17 protein-coding genes are annotated in these 16,082 nt (G+C 69.3%); 15 read left to right on the top strand and 2 right to left on the bottom strand.

The genetic code is table 11. The features are described 5' to 3' along the window. The first annotated feature begins 50 nt into the window (after window positions 1–50). From ASC76_RS22690 to ASC76_RS22670, 5 genes are read left to right on the top strand one after another with little or no spacing between them, the layout of a single operon-like run. On the top strand, window positions 51–968 hold the full coding sequence (locus ASC76_RS22690; protein ID WP_371262170.1) for a DMT family transporter: 918 nt from the start codon (window positions 51–53) through the stop codon (window positions 966–968). Next, window positions 968–2,149, top strand: coding sequence for a PLP-dependent aminotransferase family protein (locus ASC76_RS22685; RefSeq protein ID WP_056472380.1), 1,182 nt, complete (start codon window positions 968–970; stop codon window positions 2,147–2,149). The genes ASC76_RS22690 and ASC76_RS22685 overlap by 1 nt, the downstream gene beginning before the upstream one ends. Beyond that, window positions 2,149–2,985: a PhzF family phenazine biosynthesis protein gene (locus ASC76_RS22680; RefSeq protein WP_056472377.1), complete on the top strand. Its 837-nt coding sequence runs from the start codon at window positions 2,149–2,151 to the stop codon at window positions 2,983–2,985. The genes ASC76_RS22685 and ASC76_RS22680 overlap by 1 nt, the downstream gene beginning before the upstream one ends. 14 nt (window positions 2,986–2,999) lie before the next feature. Continuing rightward, window positions 3,000–3,677, top strand: coding sequence for a VOC family protein (locus ASC76_RS22675; RefSeq protein ID WP_056472374.1), 678 nt, complete (start codon window positions 3,000–3,002; stop codon window positions 3,675–3,677). Window positions 3,678–3,679: 2 nt separating this feature from the next. Next, window positions 3,680–4,636 carry a threonine dehydratase gene (locus ASC76_RS22670; RefSeq protein WP_056472371.1) on the top strand — a complete coding sequence of 319 codons (957 nt, stop codon included), beginning with the start codon at window positions 3,680–3,682 and terminating at the stop codon, window positions 4,634–4,636. A gap of 304 nt (window positions 4,637–4,940) precedes the next feature. Here the strand turns inward: ASC76_RS22670 and ASC76_RS22665 are convergent, their stop codons facing one another. Continuing rightward, a complete protein-coding gene (locus tag ASC76_RS22665; protein WP_157615980.1) occupies window positions 4,941–7,604 on the bottom strand; it encodes an SLBB domain-containing protein in 2,664 nt (887 codons plus the stop codon). Window positions 7,605–7,816: 212 nt separating this feature from the next. Then, window positions 7,817–8,281 carry a cytochrome c gene (locus ASC76_RS22660; RefSeq protein ID WP_056472365.1) on the bottom strand — a complete coding sequence of 155 codons (465 nt, stop codon included), beginning with the start codon at window positions 8,279–8,281 and terminating at the stop codon, window positions 7,817–7,819. Between the two features lie 174 nt (window positions 8,282–8,455). On the opposite strand from ASC76_RS22660, the gene ASC76_RS22655 reads away from it, so the two are divergent. From ASC76_RS22655 to ASC76_RS22610, 10 genes are all read left to right on the top strand, one after another. After that, the gene (locus tag ASC76_RS22655) at window positions 8,456–9,157 is read left to right on the top strand and encodes a cytochrome b/b6 domain-containing protein (protein WP_056472360.1); all 702 of its coding nucleotides are present in this window, start codon (window positions 8,456–8,458) and stop codon (window positions 9,155–9,157) included. A 33-nt stretch (window positions 9,158–9,190) separates the two neighbouring features. Beyond that, window positions 9,191–9,688: a GNAT family N-acetyltransferase gene (locus ASC76_RS22650; protein WP_056472356.1), complete on the top strand. Its 498-nt coding sequence runs from the start codon at window positions 9,191–9,193 to the stop codon at window positions 9,686–9,688. A gap of 105 nt (window positions 9,689–9,793) precedes the next feature. After that, complete coding sequence (locus tag ASC76_RS22645; RefSeq protein ID WP_056472351.1) at window positions 9,794–10,654, top strand: aldose 1-epimerase; 861 nt, start codon at window positions 9,794–9,796, stop codon at window positions 10,652–10,654. Further along, window positions 10,654–11,568, top strand: a complete 915-nt coding sequence (locus tag ASC76_RS22640) for an SMP-30/gluconolactonase/LRE family protein (RefSeq protein ID WP_371262169.1) — start codon at window positions 10,654–10,656, stop codon at window positions 11,566–11,568. The genes ASC76_RS22645 and ASC76_RS22640 overlap by 1 nt, the downstream gene beginning before the upstream one ends. 16 nt (window positions 11,569–11,584) lie before the next feature. Then, complete coding sequence (locus ASC76_RS22635; RefSeq protein WP_056472348.1) at window positions 11,585–13,174, top strand: glycerol-3-phosphate dehydrogenase/oxidase; 1,590 nt, start codon at window positions 11,585–11,587, stop codon at window positions 13,172–13,174. A gap of 96 nt (window positions 13,175–13,270) precedes the next feature. After that, window positions 13,271–13,780, top strand: coding sequence for an ATP synthase subunit I (locus tag ASC76_RS22630; RefSeq protein ID WP_235580563.1), 510 nt, complete (start codon window positions 13,271–13,273; stop codon window positions 13,778–13,780). 7 nt (window positions 13,781–13,787) lie between these two features. Beyond that, window positions 13,788–14,648, top strand: a complete 861-nt coding sequence (atpB, locus tag ASC76_RS22625; protein WP_056472345.1) for a F0F1 ATP synthase subunit A — start codon at window positions 13,788–13,790, stop codon at window positions 14,646–14,648. Between the two features lie 81 nt (window positions 14,649–14,729). Further along, window positions 14,730–14,993, top strand: a complete 264-nt coding sequence (gene atpE / locus ASC76_RS22620; RefSeq protein ID WP_047487532.1) for a F0F1 ATP synthase subunit C — start codon at window positions 14,730–14,732, stop codon at window positions 14,991–14,993. Window positions 14,994–15,056: 63 nt separating this feature from the next. Continuing rightward, window positions 15,057–15,527 (top strand): F0F1 ATP synthase subunit B, encoded by a 471-nt coding sequence (locus ASC76_RS22615; protein WP_056472343.1) that lies wholly within the window; start codon window positions 15,057–15,059, stop codon window positions 15,525–15,527. A 3-nt stretch (window positions 15,528–15,530) separates the two neighbouring features. Continuing rightward, window positions 15,531–16,064 carry a F0F1 ATP synthase subunit delta gene (locus ASC76_RS22610; RefSeq protein WP_056472340.1) on the top strand — a complete coding sequence of 178 codons (534 nt, stop codon included), beginning with the start codon at window positions 15,531–15,533 and terminating at the stop codon, window positions 16,062–16,064. Window positions 16,065–16,082 lie beyond the last annotated feature (18 nt).

The following is a 16,082-nucleotide window of genomic DNA, read 5'->3' as shown; positions in this document are numbered from 1 at the left end:
ATCGCAAAGTGTACTGGTTCTGTGCTGGTGTGTGGACGTAGACTGCCGGCATGGGCACGATGACCGCGCACGACGAAACCCGGGGCCTGTGGCTCGGCCTGCTGGGTGTCGTGATCTTCGCGATGACGCTGCCGATGACCCGCTTGGCCGTCGGCCCGGCGGCCGACCCTCAACTGCCGCCGCTGTTCGTGACCGCCGGCCGCGCCGCCGTCGCCGGCCTGCTGAGCATTGCCTACCTCTGGATCACGGGCGCGCCACGAGTGCAGCGCCGCCACCTGCCGGCGCTGTTCACGTCGGCGCTCGGCACGGTGGTCGGGTTCCCGCTGTTCCTGAGCCTGGCACTGCGCCAGGTCGACGCGATGCACGCGGCAGTCGTCACCGGGCTGATGCCGCTGGCGACCGCGGTCGGCGCGGCCCTGTGGTTCCGCCAGCGCCCGTCGAACGGGTTCTGGATTTGCGCCGGCCTGGGCTGTGCGATGGTGCTCGCGTTCGCCACGTACCGCGGCGCCGGGCACGTCAGCGCCGCGGACGGGCTGCTGCTGCTGGCGGTGTTCTTCACCGCGGTGGGCTATGTGTCCGGCGCGCGTGTCGCGGGCGAGCTGCCGGCCGAACAGGTGATCTGCTGGGTGCTGGTGCTGAGCCTGCCGCTCACCTTGCCCGCGATGCTCGCGACCTGGCCGACGGCGCCGGTACGGGCCAGCGCGTGGGGCGGCTTCACCTACGTCACGCTGTTCTCGATGTGGCTCGGCTTCTTCGCGTGGTACCGCGGCCTGGCGCTCGGCGGCACCGTGCGCGTCAGCCAGGTGCAGCTGGTGCAGCCGTTCCTGGCGCTGCTGTTCGCGGTGCCGGTGCTCGGCGAGACGCTCGATGCCGTGACCGTGATGTTCTCGCTGGCGGTGATCGCCGTCGTGTTCGTCGGCAAGAAGATGCCGGCCCATTCCCCATCGCTCCAACCCCGGATTCCGTGATGACGACCCCCTCTTCCAGTCCCTGGCGGCTCGCACGCCGCGCCGAGCGCATGAACCCGTCGGTGATCCGCGAGATCCTGAAGGTCACCGAGCGGCCGGGGATCATCTCGCTGGCCGGCGGCCTGCCGTCGCCGGACAGCTTCCCGATCGACGCGATGCGCGAGGCCAGCGCCCGCGTGCTGCGCGACAGCCCGCGCGAGGCGTTGCAGTACGCCGCGAGCGAAGGCTACGGGCCGCTGCGCGAATGGGTCGCCACGCAGATGGCGGCGCAGGGTCTTCGCGTCGATGCGTCCCAGGTGCTGATCACGACCGGCTCGCAACAGGGCCTCGACCTGGTCGGCAAGGTGCTGATCGATGCCGGCAGCACGGTGGCCGTCGAGTCGCCGACCTACCTCGGCGCGTTGCAGGCGTTCGCGCCCTACGAACCCGAGGTCGTGACGGTGCCCTGCGACGACGACGGCCCGCTGCCCGCAGGCCTGGCCGTCGCGCAAGGCGCCCGCTTCCTGTACATGCTGCCGAACTTCCAGAACCCGAGCGGTCGCTGCATGGGCGAGGCGCGCCGCGCCGCGCTGGTCGACGCGGCACGCGCGATCGGGCTGCCGATCGTCGAGGACAACCCGTACGGCGACCTGTGGTTCGACGCCGAGCCGCCGCCGTCGCTCGCGTCGCGCTGGCCCGAGGGGACGGTCTACCTCGGCTCGTTCTCGAAGGTGCTGGCGCCCGGCCTGCGGCTCGGCTACGTGATCGCGCCGCCGGCGATGATGCCGAAGCTGCTGCAGGCCAAGCAGGCGGCCGACCTGCACACGCCCGGCTTCAACCAGCGCGTCGTGCACGAGGTGATCCGTGACGGTTTCCTGCGCGACCACGTGCCGACGATCCGCGCGCGCTACAAGCAGCAGCGCGATGCGATGCGTGCGGCGCTCGAGGCGCATCTGCCGCCCGGTTGCCGCTGGAACGTGCCGAGCGGCGGAATGTTCTTCTGGGTCGAACTGCCCGCCGGCGTCGACGCCACCGCGCTGCTGCCGAAAGCGGTCGACCTCGGCATGGCCTATGTGCCCGGCGCCGCGTTCTTCGCCGCCGACCCGAAGCCGAACACGTTGCGGTTGTCGTTCGTCACCGTGTCGCCGGCGGAGATCGAGCGCGGCGTGGCGCTGCTGGCGCAGGCGTTGAAGGGCGACTGATGAGCACGCTTCGCTTCACGCAGCTGGATGTGTTCAGCGACACCGCGCTGCTCGGCAACCCGCTCGCGGTCGTCCACGACGCCGACGCGCTGACCGATGCACAGATGGCCGCGTTCGCGCGTTGGACCAACCTGAGCGAAACCACCTTCCTGCTGCCGCCGACCGATCCGGCCGCCGACTACCGCGTGCGCATCTTCACGCCGCAGCGCGAGCTGCCTTTCGCCGGCCACCCGACCCTGGGGAGCTGCCATGCCTGGCTCGCCGCCGGCGGCAGGGCGCGCGCTGCCGCCGAGGTCGTGCAGCAGTGCAGTGCCGGCCTGATCCGCGTGCGGCGTGGCGGCGCGCGGCTCGCGTTCGCGGCGCCGCCGTGTGTGCGCAGCGGCCCGCTGGAGGACGAACTGCTGGCGCGCATCGCCGCGGCATTGGGCCTGCGGCGCGAGGAGGTGGTCGATCACCAGTGGGTCGACAACGGCCCAGGCTGGAGCGCGATCCGCTTGGCCTCGGCCGACGCGGTGCTGGCGCTGCGGCCGGACTGGCCGGCGCTGAAGGGCATCAAGCTCGGCGTCGTCGGCGCCCATGCGCCCGGCCACGACGCGCAGTTCGAAGTGCGCGCGCTGATCGGCGAAGGGCCGGGCTATGAAGACCCGGTCACGGGCAGCCTGAACGCGAGCTTGGCGCAGTGGCTTATCGCCAGCGGCGCCGCACCCGAGCGCTACGTGGCCGCGCAGGGCAGCTGCCTGCAGCGCCGCGGCCGCCTGTTCATCGAGCGTGTCGACGGGCAGGTCTGGGTCGGCGGGCACAGCGTCGACTGCATCCACGGCGAGCTGACGTTGTAAGCGCGGGCGACGCAATGACGCTCGCGCTCGACCACCTGGTGATCGCCGCGCGCACGCTGGCCGAGGGCGTGGCGTGGTGCGAGGCCACGTTGGGCCTGCGGCCCGGGGGCGGCGGACGGCACACCTTCATGGCCACCCACAACCGCGTGTTCACCATCGGCTCGGCGTCGTTTCCGCGCGCCTATGCAGAGATCATCGCGATCGACGTCGAAGCGCCGCCGCCGACGGGACATGCGCGCTGGTTCGATCTGGACGATGCGGCGCTGCAGCGCTCGCTGGCCAGCGCCGGACCCCAGCTCGTGCACTGGGTCATGCGCTGCGAAGACGTCACCGCCACCCGCGATGCGCTGCGTGCCGGTGGCATCGAATGCGGCGAGTTGACGGACGCCGAGCGCATGACGCCGCAGGGCCTGCTGCGCTGGCGGATCAGCGTGCGCGCCGACGGCCGGCGCCCGTGCCAAGGTGCGGTGCCGGCGCTGATCGCGTGGGGCGACGCGCACCCGACCGACGCGATGCCGTCAAGCGGCGTGGTGCTGCGGTCGCTGAGCGTGTCGGGCTGGCCACCGACGCTGTCCGCATGGCTGCCGCGCGCGGTCACGCCCGACGGGTCCGCCGAGGCGGCCCCGCTCTGCGTCGAACTGGACACGCCGCGCGGCGCCGTCACCCTCCGCTCACCTCGCCTGAACGCCTGACGATGAACGACGACCGCCATCCCCTCGACCGCGCCCGCCGCCTCGTCCGCGACGCCATGCCGCCGACGCCGCAGCAGCGCTGGCCCCTGCTCGACCAGCGCCTCGGCGCGCAGGCCTGGGTCAAGCACGAGAACCACACCGCCGTCGGTGCATTCAAGCTGCGCGGCGGGCTGGTCTACTTCGACGCGCTGCGGCGCCGCGAGCCGCAGTGGCGCGGCGTCGTCAGTGCGACGCGCGGCAACCACGGCCAGTCGGTCGGCTTCGCGGCGCGCCGCCACGGCCTGCAAGCGACCATCGTCGTGCCGCGCGGCAACTCGGTCGAGAAAAACGCCGCGATGCGCGCGCTCGGCGTCGAGTTGATCGAGCACGGTGACGATTTCCAGGCCGCGCGCGAGCATGCGGCGGCACTCGCTCGCGACCGCGGGTTGCACATGGTGCCGTCGTACCATGACGATCTGGTGCACGGTGTAGCGAGCTACTGGCTGGAGTTCTTCGACGCGGTCGAGCCCGAGGTCGTGTTCGTGCCGATCGGCCAGGGCTCGGGCATCTGCGCCTGCGCCTTGGCGCGCGCTCATGCGGGCGTGAAGACCAGGATCATCGGCGTGGTCTCGGCGCATGCGACCGCGTACCAGCAGTCGTTTCTTGCGGGCCGCGCGATCGAGGCGCCGGTCACGACCGACCTCGCCGACGGCATGGCCTGCCGCGTGCCCGACGAGCAGGCGCTGGCGATCATCCGCCGCGAAGTCGACGACGTGGTGGCGGTCACCGACGGGCAGGTGGCGGACGCGATGCGCGTGCTGTTCGCCGACACCCACAACGTCGCCGAAGGCGCGGGAGCCGCATCGCTCGCCGCCGCGCTGCAGCAGCGCGAGCGCTGGGCCGGTCGATGCATCGGGCTGCCGCTCACAGGCGGCAATGTCGACAGCGCGGTGTTCGCGCGGGTCCTGGGCGGGGGCTGAGGGCGACAGTGGCGCTTCGCACGCCGCCAACGCGTCAGCTGCGCCAGCGCCAGCGCCACGCGCGAGCCAGGGCAGCGCGTGCGGCTGCGTCCTGCGGGGATTGCGCGCGTGACCATGCGGTAGCGCCGCGTATCGCCGCCACCGCGGTGATGATCGTCACGTTCGCGATCGCGCGCTTGTCCTGGCCGAGCCAGCCCAGCCGATAGGTCAGGCTGACGCTGGGGCCGACGTCTTCGCCGTTGCAGTCGACGCCGGCGGCCAGGGCGTCCGGTCGCAGGTCGTCCCCGTCATGAAGTGCCCTGTGTCAAAGCGAATGGATCGCGGCGAGCCCCAGCCCGAATCCTGTGAAGATTTGCGCGAAGTCCTTCATGTTGCGCACGAACGCGCGGCCCCAGGTCTCGAAGTCGAGCTGATTCGGAACGATCAACGCGTCGCCCGGTTGCATGACCTGCGACTCCAGCTTGTTTCGGCCCCAGAAGCCGCGATTGTCGTTCGCATGGCTCACGGTGCCATCGGCGCGCAGGATGAACATGTTGGCAGGCTCCGCGGCCTCGTCGGCGCCGGCCAGCTTCAGGTATTCCCCCGCGGTCCGGCCTGGCTTCCACAGGAACGCATTGCTGTTGACGACCGCGCCGGCGACGGTCACGAAGCCCGGGCGTGCCGGCACGGTGATGCGATCACCCGCTTCCAGAGGAACGGCGGGCAGTTCGGCCAGCGTCGAGGCTTCGGCTGACAGCTCCAGGGCGATGCGCCCGTTGGGCTGCACATTCCGCAGCCGGCCGAGTTGCGCCTGCGTGGCGGCATTGCTGACTGCCGCGGTGGTTGCCGCGCCTTGCGCATCGTCGCGCCGGTTGGCCGCGTCGCGCGCCGCCTGTACTGCCGACAGCGCCTCCAGCCGCGCGATCGCCGCCGTCAGGTTTTCGCGTTGACGCAGCCGCGTCTCCTCGCGGCTGAATTCAAGACCGTAGAGGTAGGCTTGCGGGGTGAAGCCGCCGGCGCGTGCGATGAGGCTTTGCAGTGTGTCCCCCGGCTGCAACTGGTAGACGCCGGGGGATGAGACTTCGCCTTCGAGCGAGACCAGGCGCGTCTGGCGCGATACCGGCACGCGGATGTCCTTCTGACTGTAGACCGTGACCACGTCGCCGGCCATCAGCTCGACGTTGCTGGCGTCGTCGCCCTGCAGCACCGCCTTGCCGAGGTTGAACGGGATGACCTGGGTGCTCAGTGTGCGGGTGTCGAGCCGCTCGATCACTGCGTAGTCCCAGTTCAATTCGTCGAAGAGCGGCGTCGGCGCGCGTTTCGACGCAGCGACGATCGCCAGGTCGTCGGCCCGCCGCTGGCGCTCGGCGCGGCTGCGCTGCATGCCCGAGTTGTCCATCGATGGGGCGTTGCCGGCGGCTTGATCGTCCCGGGCGTTTCCGCTCGTGCCATCGTTGCGGTTCGACGCGTTGTTGTTCGCGCCGCCGGCGGCTGCGCCGGCGGTCCCGGCCAGACCGCCGGAATTCGCCTCGTTCATCCTGGGGCCGCTCTGCACGGGGCGATTGTTGGCGTCCAGCACGGGGCGCCCGTTGCGGTAGCGCGTGTCGTTGGGCCGCAGATCGACGTCCTCGTCGACGATCTGCACCAGCAGGTTCTTGCGGCGGTAAAAGTCGGGGGATATGAGCGCGTCGCGGTCCGGGATCAAGTCGCGGATGCGCATGCCGGGCGTGAAGGGGTAGCGCAGCGGTTGCGCCACGTGACCGCGCAAGGTCACCGCATTCGCAAACTGGGGCGAGATGGGCAACAGGGTCAGCACGTCGCCGTCGCGCAGCTGCTTCTGCAGGCCAGCGCCGTCGAGCTTGAACTCCTCGACAAAACGGGCGGCGCGCTGCGCCACATCGATCCGCTCGAGTTGCGCGCGATTGGGGTTCGCCAACGCCGGCGTGCCTCCCGCGTAGCGGAGCACTTCGCGCACCGGCTCCTGCGGCGTCTTCAATTCGTAGATCGCGGGCGTGTCGAGCGCGCCATTGAGCGCGACCCGGGCGCCGGCCGGCTGGAACACGACCACGTCACCCGCAACGAGCTGCACGTCCTTGGACTTGTCCCCTTGCACCAGGAATTCGTAGATGTCGAGTTCCGAGATCACCTTGCCGTCGCGTCGCAGCAGCACCTTGCGCATCGAGCCGTTCGGCGCCGGGCCGCCCGCCATCACGACCGCCGACAGCAAGGTCGACTGGCTCGCCAACGTGAAGACGCCGGGCTGCTGAGCAGGGCCGACGACGAACACCTTGACGCCGCGCAGCTGCCCGAGCGAGGCGCTCAGGTCGAAGTTGGTGTACAGCCGTCCGATCTGGGTGCGCAGGTGCTTCTCGAGGTCGGCGGCTTTCACGCCGGTGACGTTGAAGCTGCCGACTTTCGGCAGGTTGAGCAGGCCATTGCGATCGACGGTGCTGCGGTAGTCGACGTCGATCGAGCCCCACGCGCGAATCAGGACTTCGTCCCCGGGCCCGACGGTGTAGTCGGCCGACACCGGCACGTTGTCCAGGGGTGTCGACGGGTCGGTCGCGTCGGCGAAGAAGCTGGTGCCAAACAGAGGCAGCAGTCGACCGGTCGCGCCTTCAACGAACTTCTGGAATTCGCCCGGCTTCGGCGGCGGCAGGTCGGTTCGACGCACCGTCAGTTCAGGGCGTGTCGATTGGCGATACAGATCGCGGAAATCGAATGCCGAGCCGATGGAAGAGCGCGAGCCTCCTGTGATGCTCGGCATTCCCAGTGGCAACCCTTGCCCCTGTCCTTGCAGGGCGCCGCCCTGCTGCGTCGAGCCCGAATAGCCCGGCGTGCCGAAGCTGCCGCTGCCGTTCTGCGGATCGTCGGCAGCATGCGCGAGACCCGCTGCGAGCGCGAGGCCGCACAGCAGGTGGGCGAAGAGCCGACGGCCAGGGGCGGCGGGGAAGCGAGGACGGAAGACTGTCATGAGGGTGTCGGCCACGGATTCGGTGTCGGGCGCCGGCCGCACGCGGCCGACGCGATCGCTGCGTCGGGGAGTCGATCCACGGTCGCGGCAGCACGTTGTTTTTCGACCGCAGATCGGGTCAGCGCGCGAGTTTAGCGGAAGGCCGGGGCCGGCCTCGGCCCGCGGGCGGGCCCAAAAAGTAAAGCCTGCGCCGCTCACGCAACGCAGGCCCGGTGCGCCGAAGCGGCCTACTCCTTGCGGTAGTTGTCGTGGCAGGCCTTGCAGCTCTTGCCGGTCTCGCCGACCGCGGCCTTGATCGCGTCGAGGTTGCCGCCCTTGGCCGCGACGTTCAGCTTGGCCATTTCTTCCTGCATCTTCGTGGCAGCGGCGTTGAACTTGTCCATCTCGGTCCAGATCTTCGACTCGGCCTTGGTTTCGCCCTTGTCGCTGCCGGGCACGAAGCCGGCATACGGCAGCTTGGACATCACGGTCGCGATCTCGGCGTTGTCCGCCGCGGCCTTCGCGTCGAACGGGATGCGGCCGTTCGCCATCGCGGCCACGCGGCCGAAGTGCGTGCCCATCACCGTGAAGGCGGCCTTGCGGTACTTGATCGCGTCTTCGGGCTTGGCGAACTGGGCGGCGGCGGGCAGGGCGATGGCGCTGCCCAGCAGCGCGGCGCCGGTCATCAGCAGTGTCGGGACAAAGCGTTTCATGCGGTCGGTTCTCCTCGCCGGTGGCGGTGGTGGGTCGGGTGGGGCGCCGGGACACTGCGGTCCCCCCATGACCCGGCGCTGGCGAGTGTACGCAGCGGGGTGCGCGCGAATTCCCGACCTCGGGAATCCCCGAGGTGCAGTTGCCGCGGCGGCGATTGCAGGTATCTTCGCGCCATGACTGCTGTCGACCCCTTGGCCAGCCTGCCGCTTTCCACCGTGCGCGTCTGGGATCTTCCCACCCGCATCTTCCACTGGCTCCTCGCGGTCTGCGTGTGCGCCTCGATCGCCAGCGCCTGGATCGGCGGCAACGCGATGGTCTGGCACTTCCGGCTCGGCTACGTGGTGTTCACGCTGCTCGCGTTCCGGTTGCTGTGGGGAATCGTGGGGGGGCACTGGTCGCGGTTCGCGACCTTCGCCTATCCGCCGGCCACCACGCTGCGCTATCTTCGGGGCGGCGGCCGGCCCGAGGAGCACCACGAGGTGGGGCACAACCCGATCGGCGCGTTCTCGGTGTTCGGCCTGCTCGCGCTGCTGGCGGCGCAGGTCGCCACGGGCCTGTTCGCGGACGACGAGATCTCGAACACCGGCCCGCTGATCCGCTTCGTGACGGGCGAGACCAGCCTGGCGCTGACGCGCTGGCACAAGGGCTACGGGCAGTGGCTGATCATCGCGATGGTGGTGCTGCACATCGCCGCGATCCTGTATTACCTGCTGGCCAAGCGCCGCGACCTGGTGCGACCGATGCTGCACGGCGACAAGCAACTGACGGTGGCCGCGCCGGCGGCGCGCGACAACGCCGCAACCCGGTTGCTCGCCGCGCTGTTGGTCGGGCTGTGTGCCGGCGGTGTGGCCTGGGTCGTCAGCCTGGCCGGCTGAACGGCGCCGGGTCGATGGCATGATCGTTCCCGCATGGCCGACGAACCGCCCCGCATCGAGTTGATCCACGCCGCCGCGCCGCCGTGGCTCGAGCCGGCGCGCGAGATCCTGCGCGAGTACGCGGCCAGCCTCGCGGTCGACCTGTGCTTCCAGAACTTCGACGAGGAACTCGCCGGCTTGCCGGGTGCGTATGCGCCGCCGACCGGGCAATTGCTGCTGGCCTACGTCGATGGCGCGCTCGCGGCGTGTGGGGCGCTGCGCGGCCTCGACGACGTGGACCATGCGAACGCCTGCGAGATGAAACGGCTGTATGTGCGCCCGGCGTTCCGCCGCTTCGGCCTCGGCCGCACGCTGGCCGAGGCGCTGCTCGACGAGGCGCGCCGTGCGGGGTATTCGACGATGCTGCTCGACACGCTCGACGAGATGGAATCGGCCCGCGAGCTCTACGCCAGCCTGGGCTTCGAGGAATGCGCGCCCTACTACTTCAACCCGATCCCCGGCGCGCACTACCTGAAGGTGGAACTGGACTGAGCCACCGCGGGTTCGTCCGGAGCGCCGGGCGGCGTAGGATCGGCGCGTGGCGGATGCGCGCCGTGTCGGCGCGACTCCTGCCGTGCCACCACCACCGGAAGCGCCATGACGGGAAAACCCAAGCCATCGTTCGAACTCCATGCCGGCGCGTTGCGCCTGGCGCTGCGCCCGGACCTGGGCGGCTGCATTGCCGGGCTGTGGCACCGGGACACGCCGATCCTGCGCTCGACCGAGCCCGACGCGCTGCAGGCATCGCGGCCGTCGGCTTGCTATCCGCTGGTGCCGTACTCGAACCGCCTCGCGTTCCGCAAGTTCCGCTGGAAGGGCCACGACTACACGACTCAGCCGAATTTCGACGACAACCCGCACTCGGTGCACGGCATGGGTTGGCAGCGGCCGTGGGAGATCGTCTCCAGCAGCGTGCTCGAGGTCGTGATCAAGCTCATGCACCCCGGCGATGCCGACTGGCCGTTCCCGTTCGAGGCGACGCAGTACTTCACGCTGACGCCGCAGTCGATGAGCGTCGAGATGGTGTTCACCAACACCGGCGAGATCGCGCAACCCGTCGGCCTGGGCTGGCACCCGTACTTCAACAAGCGCTCGCGCAGCCGCCTGCACATCGAGCTGACCGACCGCTGGGATGCGGACGCGAACCAGTTGCCGGTGCGCAAGGTCGCGCAGCCCGGCATCGACAGCGACGTGTCGCACCTCGATTTCGACAACTGCTTCGACGGCTGGAAGGGCCCGGCCCGCATCCGCGACGAGAAGTTCTCGCTGCAGCTGACGTCTTCGCTGAACCGCCTGGTAGTGTTCACGCCGCAGGACCGCGACTACTTCTGCGTCGAGCCGGTGAGCCACGTCTCCAATGCGATCCACATGGCCGACCCGGCGGCACACGGCCTGCGCACCATCGCGCCGGGCGAGAGTCTGGACGTGTCGATGAAGCTCGAGGTCGCGGTGGTCTGATGGCGATGGGCAATCTGGCGCACGGCGAGGTGCGCGTGGCGGTTGCATCGGCTGCCGTGCTGGGCGAATCACCGGTCTGGCACCCGCGCGAACAGGTGCTCTACTACGCCGACATTCCCGGCCGCCGGCTGCAGCGCTTCGACCCGCGCAGCGGCGAGTTGCGCCACTGGGCGTTCGATACCGAGGTGTCCAGTTTCGCGCCGATGCTCGACGGCCGACTGCTGCTGGCCATGCGCGACGGAATCTGGCGCTTCGACCCGGCGACCGGCGAGCGCCGCCGCGCCGCCGAACCGCCGTACGACCCGAGCGTCGAGCGTTTCAACGACGGCAAGTGCGACGCGCAGGGCCGCTTCTGGGTCAGCACGATCTACGAGCCGCGCCAGCCGCCGCGCGCCACGCTCAACTGCTTCGCGAACGGTCAGCTCACCAGGAAGGCCGAGGGCCTGACGGTCGGCAATGGACTCGCCTGGAGCCCCAACGGGCGCACTATCCACTGGAGCGACACGACCAGCCACACGATCTTCGCTGCCGACTTCGATCCGCAGACCGGCGGCCTGAGCCGGCAGCGGGTGTTCGCGAGCTTTGCGCCGAAGCAGCCGGGCCAGGACCTCGCCACCTACGGCGGCCGGCCGGACGGCGCGGCGATGGATTCGGAAGGCTGCTATTGGGCCGCGATGTTCGAGGGCCAGCGGCTGGTGCGCCTGTCGCCCGATGGCGAACTGATCGGCGAGGTGAAATTGCCGGTCCGCTGCCCGACCATGCCGTGCTTCGGCGGGCCGGACCTGAAGACGCTCTACATCACGACCGCGCGCGAGAACCGTCCCGCGGCCGAACTGATCGAGCAGCCATATGCCGGGTGCGTACTCGCGCTCGACGTGGACGTGCCGGGGCTGCCGGCCAACTTCGCCCGATGAGACGCGGGGTGCGCGGATGAACCGAGACGAGCAACTCGCCCGGCTGCGTGCCGACGAGGACTGGGACGTCGCGGTGATCGGCGGCGGCGCGACCGGGCTCGGTGTCGCGCTCGATGCCGCCGCGCGCGGCTGGCGCGTCGTGCTGGTCGAGGCCAGCGATTTCGCGCAGGGCACCTCGTCGCGCAGCACCAAGCTGGTCCACGGCGGGGTGCGCTACCTGGCGCAGGGCAACGTCGCGCTGGTGCGCGAGGCGCTGCACGAGCGCTCCACGCTGTTGGCCAACGCGCCGCACCTGGCGCAGCCGCTCGCGTTCGTGATGCCCGGGTACACCTGGTGGGAGCGCGGCTTCTACGGCGTCGGGCTGAAGGCCTACGACGCGCTGGCCGGCAGCCGCGGCCTGGGCAGCACGCAGCTGCTGTCCACCGCGCAGGTGAAGGCGCTGGTGCCGACCGTGCGCACGCGCGGTCTGTCGGGTGGCGTCAAGTACTGGGACGGCCAGTTCGACGACGCGCGGCTCGCGGTCGCGCTGGCGCGCACCGCCGTGTCGCGCGGCGCCTGTGTCGTCAATCACGTGCGTTGCGCAGCACTGCGGCGCGAGGACGGCAAGGTTCGCGGCCTGGTCGCGCAGGACGCCGAGACCGACGAGCGCTTCACGCTGCGCGCGAAGTGCGTGATCAACGCGACCGGCGTCTGGGTCGACGCGGTTCGCGACATGGACGCCGACGACGGCGCCGCGCAGCGTCCGCCGATGGTCGCGCCCAGCCAGGGCGTGCACCTGGTCGTCGACCGCACGTTCCTGCCGACCGACCACGCGCTGCTGGTCCCGAAGACCGAAGATGGTCGCGTGCTGTTCGCGGTGCCGTGGCTCGGCAAGACCGTCCTTGGCACGACCGACACGCCGCGCGACGATGTGGTCGCCGAACCGGCGCCGTTCAAGGACGAGGTCGAATTCATCCTGCGCGAGGCGGGCAAGTACCTCAGCAAGCAACCGACGCGCGCCGACGTGCTGTCGGTCTGGGTCGGGCTGCGGCCGCTCGTGCGCCCCCCGCAGGACGACGACGGCCACACGCAGACCAAGGCGCTGTCGCGCGAGCACACGGTCCTCGTCGACCCGTCCGGCCTCGTCACGGTCACCGGCGGCAAGTGGACGACCTACCGGGCGATGGCGGAAGACGTGCTGAGCCATTGCATGGCCGCCGGCCTGTTGCCGCAGCGCGGCGCGGGCATCACCGCGCACCTCCGGCTCGCGGGCGCGCCCGCCGGTGCGGGCGAGACCTTGACGCAGGCGCCGGGCGAGCACGAGTACGGTGCCGATCTCGCGGCATTGCGCGCACTGCCGGGTGCGGACGACTGGCTGTGGCGCGACGAAGGCGGCGGTCTCAGCGTTGCGATGGTGCGCTTCGCCGCGCGCGTCGAGATGGCGCGCAGCGTGGAGGACGTGCTCGCCCGGCGCTGTCGGCTGCTGTTCCTCGACGCGCGGCGCGCGGCCGCGTTGGCCGACGCCGTGGCCGCGATCCTGAGCCAGGAACTGGGCGCCGATTCCGATGCGGCCGCCTCCGCCGCGTCGTTCCGGGCGCTCGCGGCGCGCTACCTTCAATTGCCCTGACCCGTCAAGTCCTCCTGGTGTGGTGGGGCAGTCTGGAGCCTCGGTGGTTTCCCCATATAATTCCGAGGCTTTGCTGCGCGCGCACCCTGTTGGACCATGATGAACTCGATCGGTACGGCTGGTGCGCATGGCAAGGCCGTCGACTCCGGCGAAGACTGGGGCGATGAAGCGCCCGCGGCGGCATCCAAGCCCTGGTCCCGAGAAGAGGCCGAGGCCTGGAGAAAGTCCAACCCGTCGTCATCGCCCTGGCGGGTCGTCGCGGCCCAGGCCGTGGTGGGGCTGGGGTGTGCCGCAGTCGCCTGGGCATTCACCCGCCAAGGCGTGACGGCCTGGTCGGCGCTGTACGGCGCGGCCGCTGTCGTCTTGCCGAGTGCCTTGCTGGCGCGCGGGATGACGAAGAGAGCGCGAAACCCGATGGCCATGGCCGCGGGCTTCATGTTCTGGGAGATGCTGAAAATCGGGGTGGCGATCGCGATGTTGGCGATCGCCGTGAGGGTTGTACCGAACCTGAGTTGGCCGGCGCTGCTGGTCACGATGGTCGTGTGCATCAAGGTCAACTGGGTCGCGCTGCTGTGGCGTGGCCGGCGTGCGGACAACAAGGCGTAGCAACAAGATGGCAGCAGAGGCAGTGGCGAAAGAAGGCGCGGCGCATGCCCCCACCGCAGGTGAATACATCATTCACCATCTGCAGCATCTGCAGAACGATCACCAGCATGGCGTGGTCGATTTTTCGGTCGTCAACCTCGATTCCACGTTCTTCACGATCGTGATCGGCGTGCTCGGCTGCTGGCTGCTCTGGCTGGCCGCGCGCAAGGCGACTTCGGGCGTGCCGGGCCGTTTCCAGGCGGCCGTCGAGTTGCTGGTCGAGATGGTCGACAGCCAGGCCAAGGGAATCGTCCACAACGCGCAGAGCCGCAAGCTCGTCGCGCCGCTGGCGCTCACGGTGTTCGTGTGGATCTTCCTGCTGAACGCGATGGACCTGCTGCCGGTCGACCTGCTGCCGTGGATCGGCGAGCATGTGTTCGGCCTGTCGCACCTGCGCGTCGTGCCGACCGCCGACCTCTCGGTCACGATGGGCCTGTCGCTCGGCGTGCTGATCGTCTGCCTGATCTACAACGTCAAGATCAAGGGCGCGGGAGGCTGGGTGCACGAGCTGTTCTCGGCGCCCTTCGGCGACAAGTGGTTCCTGTACCCGGTGAACTTCCTGATGCAGATCATCGAGTTCGTCGCCAAGACCGTCTCGCACGGCATGCGACTGTTCGGCAACATGTACGCCGGCGAATTGATATTCATGCTGATCGCCTTGATGGGCGGTGCCTTCGCGCTCAGCGCCACCGGCATCCTGCTGACCATCGGCCACATCATCGCCGGCTCGGTCTGGGCGATCTTCCACATCCTGATCATCACGCTCCAGGCGTTCGTGTTCATGATGTTGACGCTGGTGTATGTCGGCCAGGCGCACGACCATCACTGAGCCTTGAAACGGTTTTTCCCGCGGCATCTCATTTCTCGAGATTTCATTTTTCCTTTCTAACAAACCTCAACTGGAGTCATCATGGAAGTCATTAGCTTTGTTGCCCTCGCCGCTGGCCTGATCATTGGTCTGGGTGCCGTCGGCGCCTGTATCGGCATCGGCATCATGGGAAGCAAGTACCTCGAGTCGGCTGCCCGCCAACCCGAACTGATGAACGAGCTGCAGACCAAGATGTTCCTGCTGGCCGGCCTGATCGACGCCGCGTTCATCATCGGCACCGGTATCGCGCTGTGGTTCGCCACCGCCAACCCGTTCCTGGCGCAGATCGCCAACCTGCCGAAGTAAGCCATTGCGGCGCCGCGTGAACGGCGCTTCGCAATCCCCCTTTCTTCCCATAAAGGCAAGAACGTGAGCATCAACGCAACGCTGATCGTGCAAATGATCGTGTTCCTGATCCTCGTCGGTTTCACGATGAAATTCGTGTGGCCGCCGATCGTCAAGGCACTCGACGAGCGCGCGAAGAAAATCGCTGACGGCCTGTCGGCCGCCGACAAGGCCAAGGCCGAGTTGACCAACGCCAACAAGCGTGTCGAAGAGCAGCTGTCGAGCGCCCGCAAGGACGCCGCGCAACGCCTGGCCGATGCCGAGCGGCTGGCGCAGTCGATGATCGAAGAGGCCAAGGGCCGCGCGACCGAAGAGGGCGCGAAGATCATCGCCTCGGCCAAGGCCGAGGCCGAGCAGGAGTCGATCAAGGCGCGCGAAACGCTGCGTGATCAGGTCGCCGCGCTGGCCGTCAAGGGTGCCGAGCAGATCCTGCGCAAGGAGGTCGACCCGACCGTCCATGCCGCGCTGCTGTCGCAACTCAAGACCGAGCTCTGAACGATGGCTGAGCTTGCAACCCTTGCCCGGCCGTATGCCGAAGCGCTGTTCCAGGTCGCCGAGAAAGGCGATCTGAAGCAGGCGAGCGCCCAGCTCGACGCACTCGCGCAGGTCGCCGCGAATCCGCAGCTGCGACAGTTCGCCGACGCGCCGAAGTCGGGCGCGCAACAGGTGTTCGACGTGATCACCGGTGTGGCGAACGTGCCGCTGTCGGACGCATCGAAGAACCTGCTGCGCACCGTGATCGACAACGGCCGCTTGAGCGTGCTGCCCGAGATCGCCGCGCAGTTCCACGCGCTGGTGAGCGAACGCTCGGGCGTGTCGGACGCGGTCGTCTACAGCGCCTTCCCGATCGAGCCGGCACAGCTGGCCGACGTGATCGCCTCGCTGGAGACGCGCTTCAAGCGCAAGCTCAACGCCACCGTGCAGGTGCAACCCGATCTGATCGGCGGCATCCGTGTCGTCGTCGGCGACGAAGTGCTCGACACCTCGGTGAAGGCACGCCTCGAACAAATGAAGGCGGCGCTCACGGCCTGAGGCTTGTGAGCGACGTCC

It is taken from the genome of Rhizobacter sp. Root404 (assembly GCF_001425865.1).
Classification (GTDB): domain Bacteria; phylum Pseudomonadota; class Gammaproteobacteria; order Burkholderiales; family Burkholderiaceae_C; genus LMDS01.
This window is presented reverse-complemented; position numbering and strand designations above follow the sequence as displayed.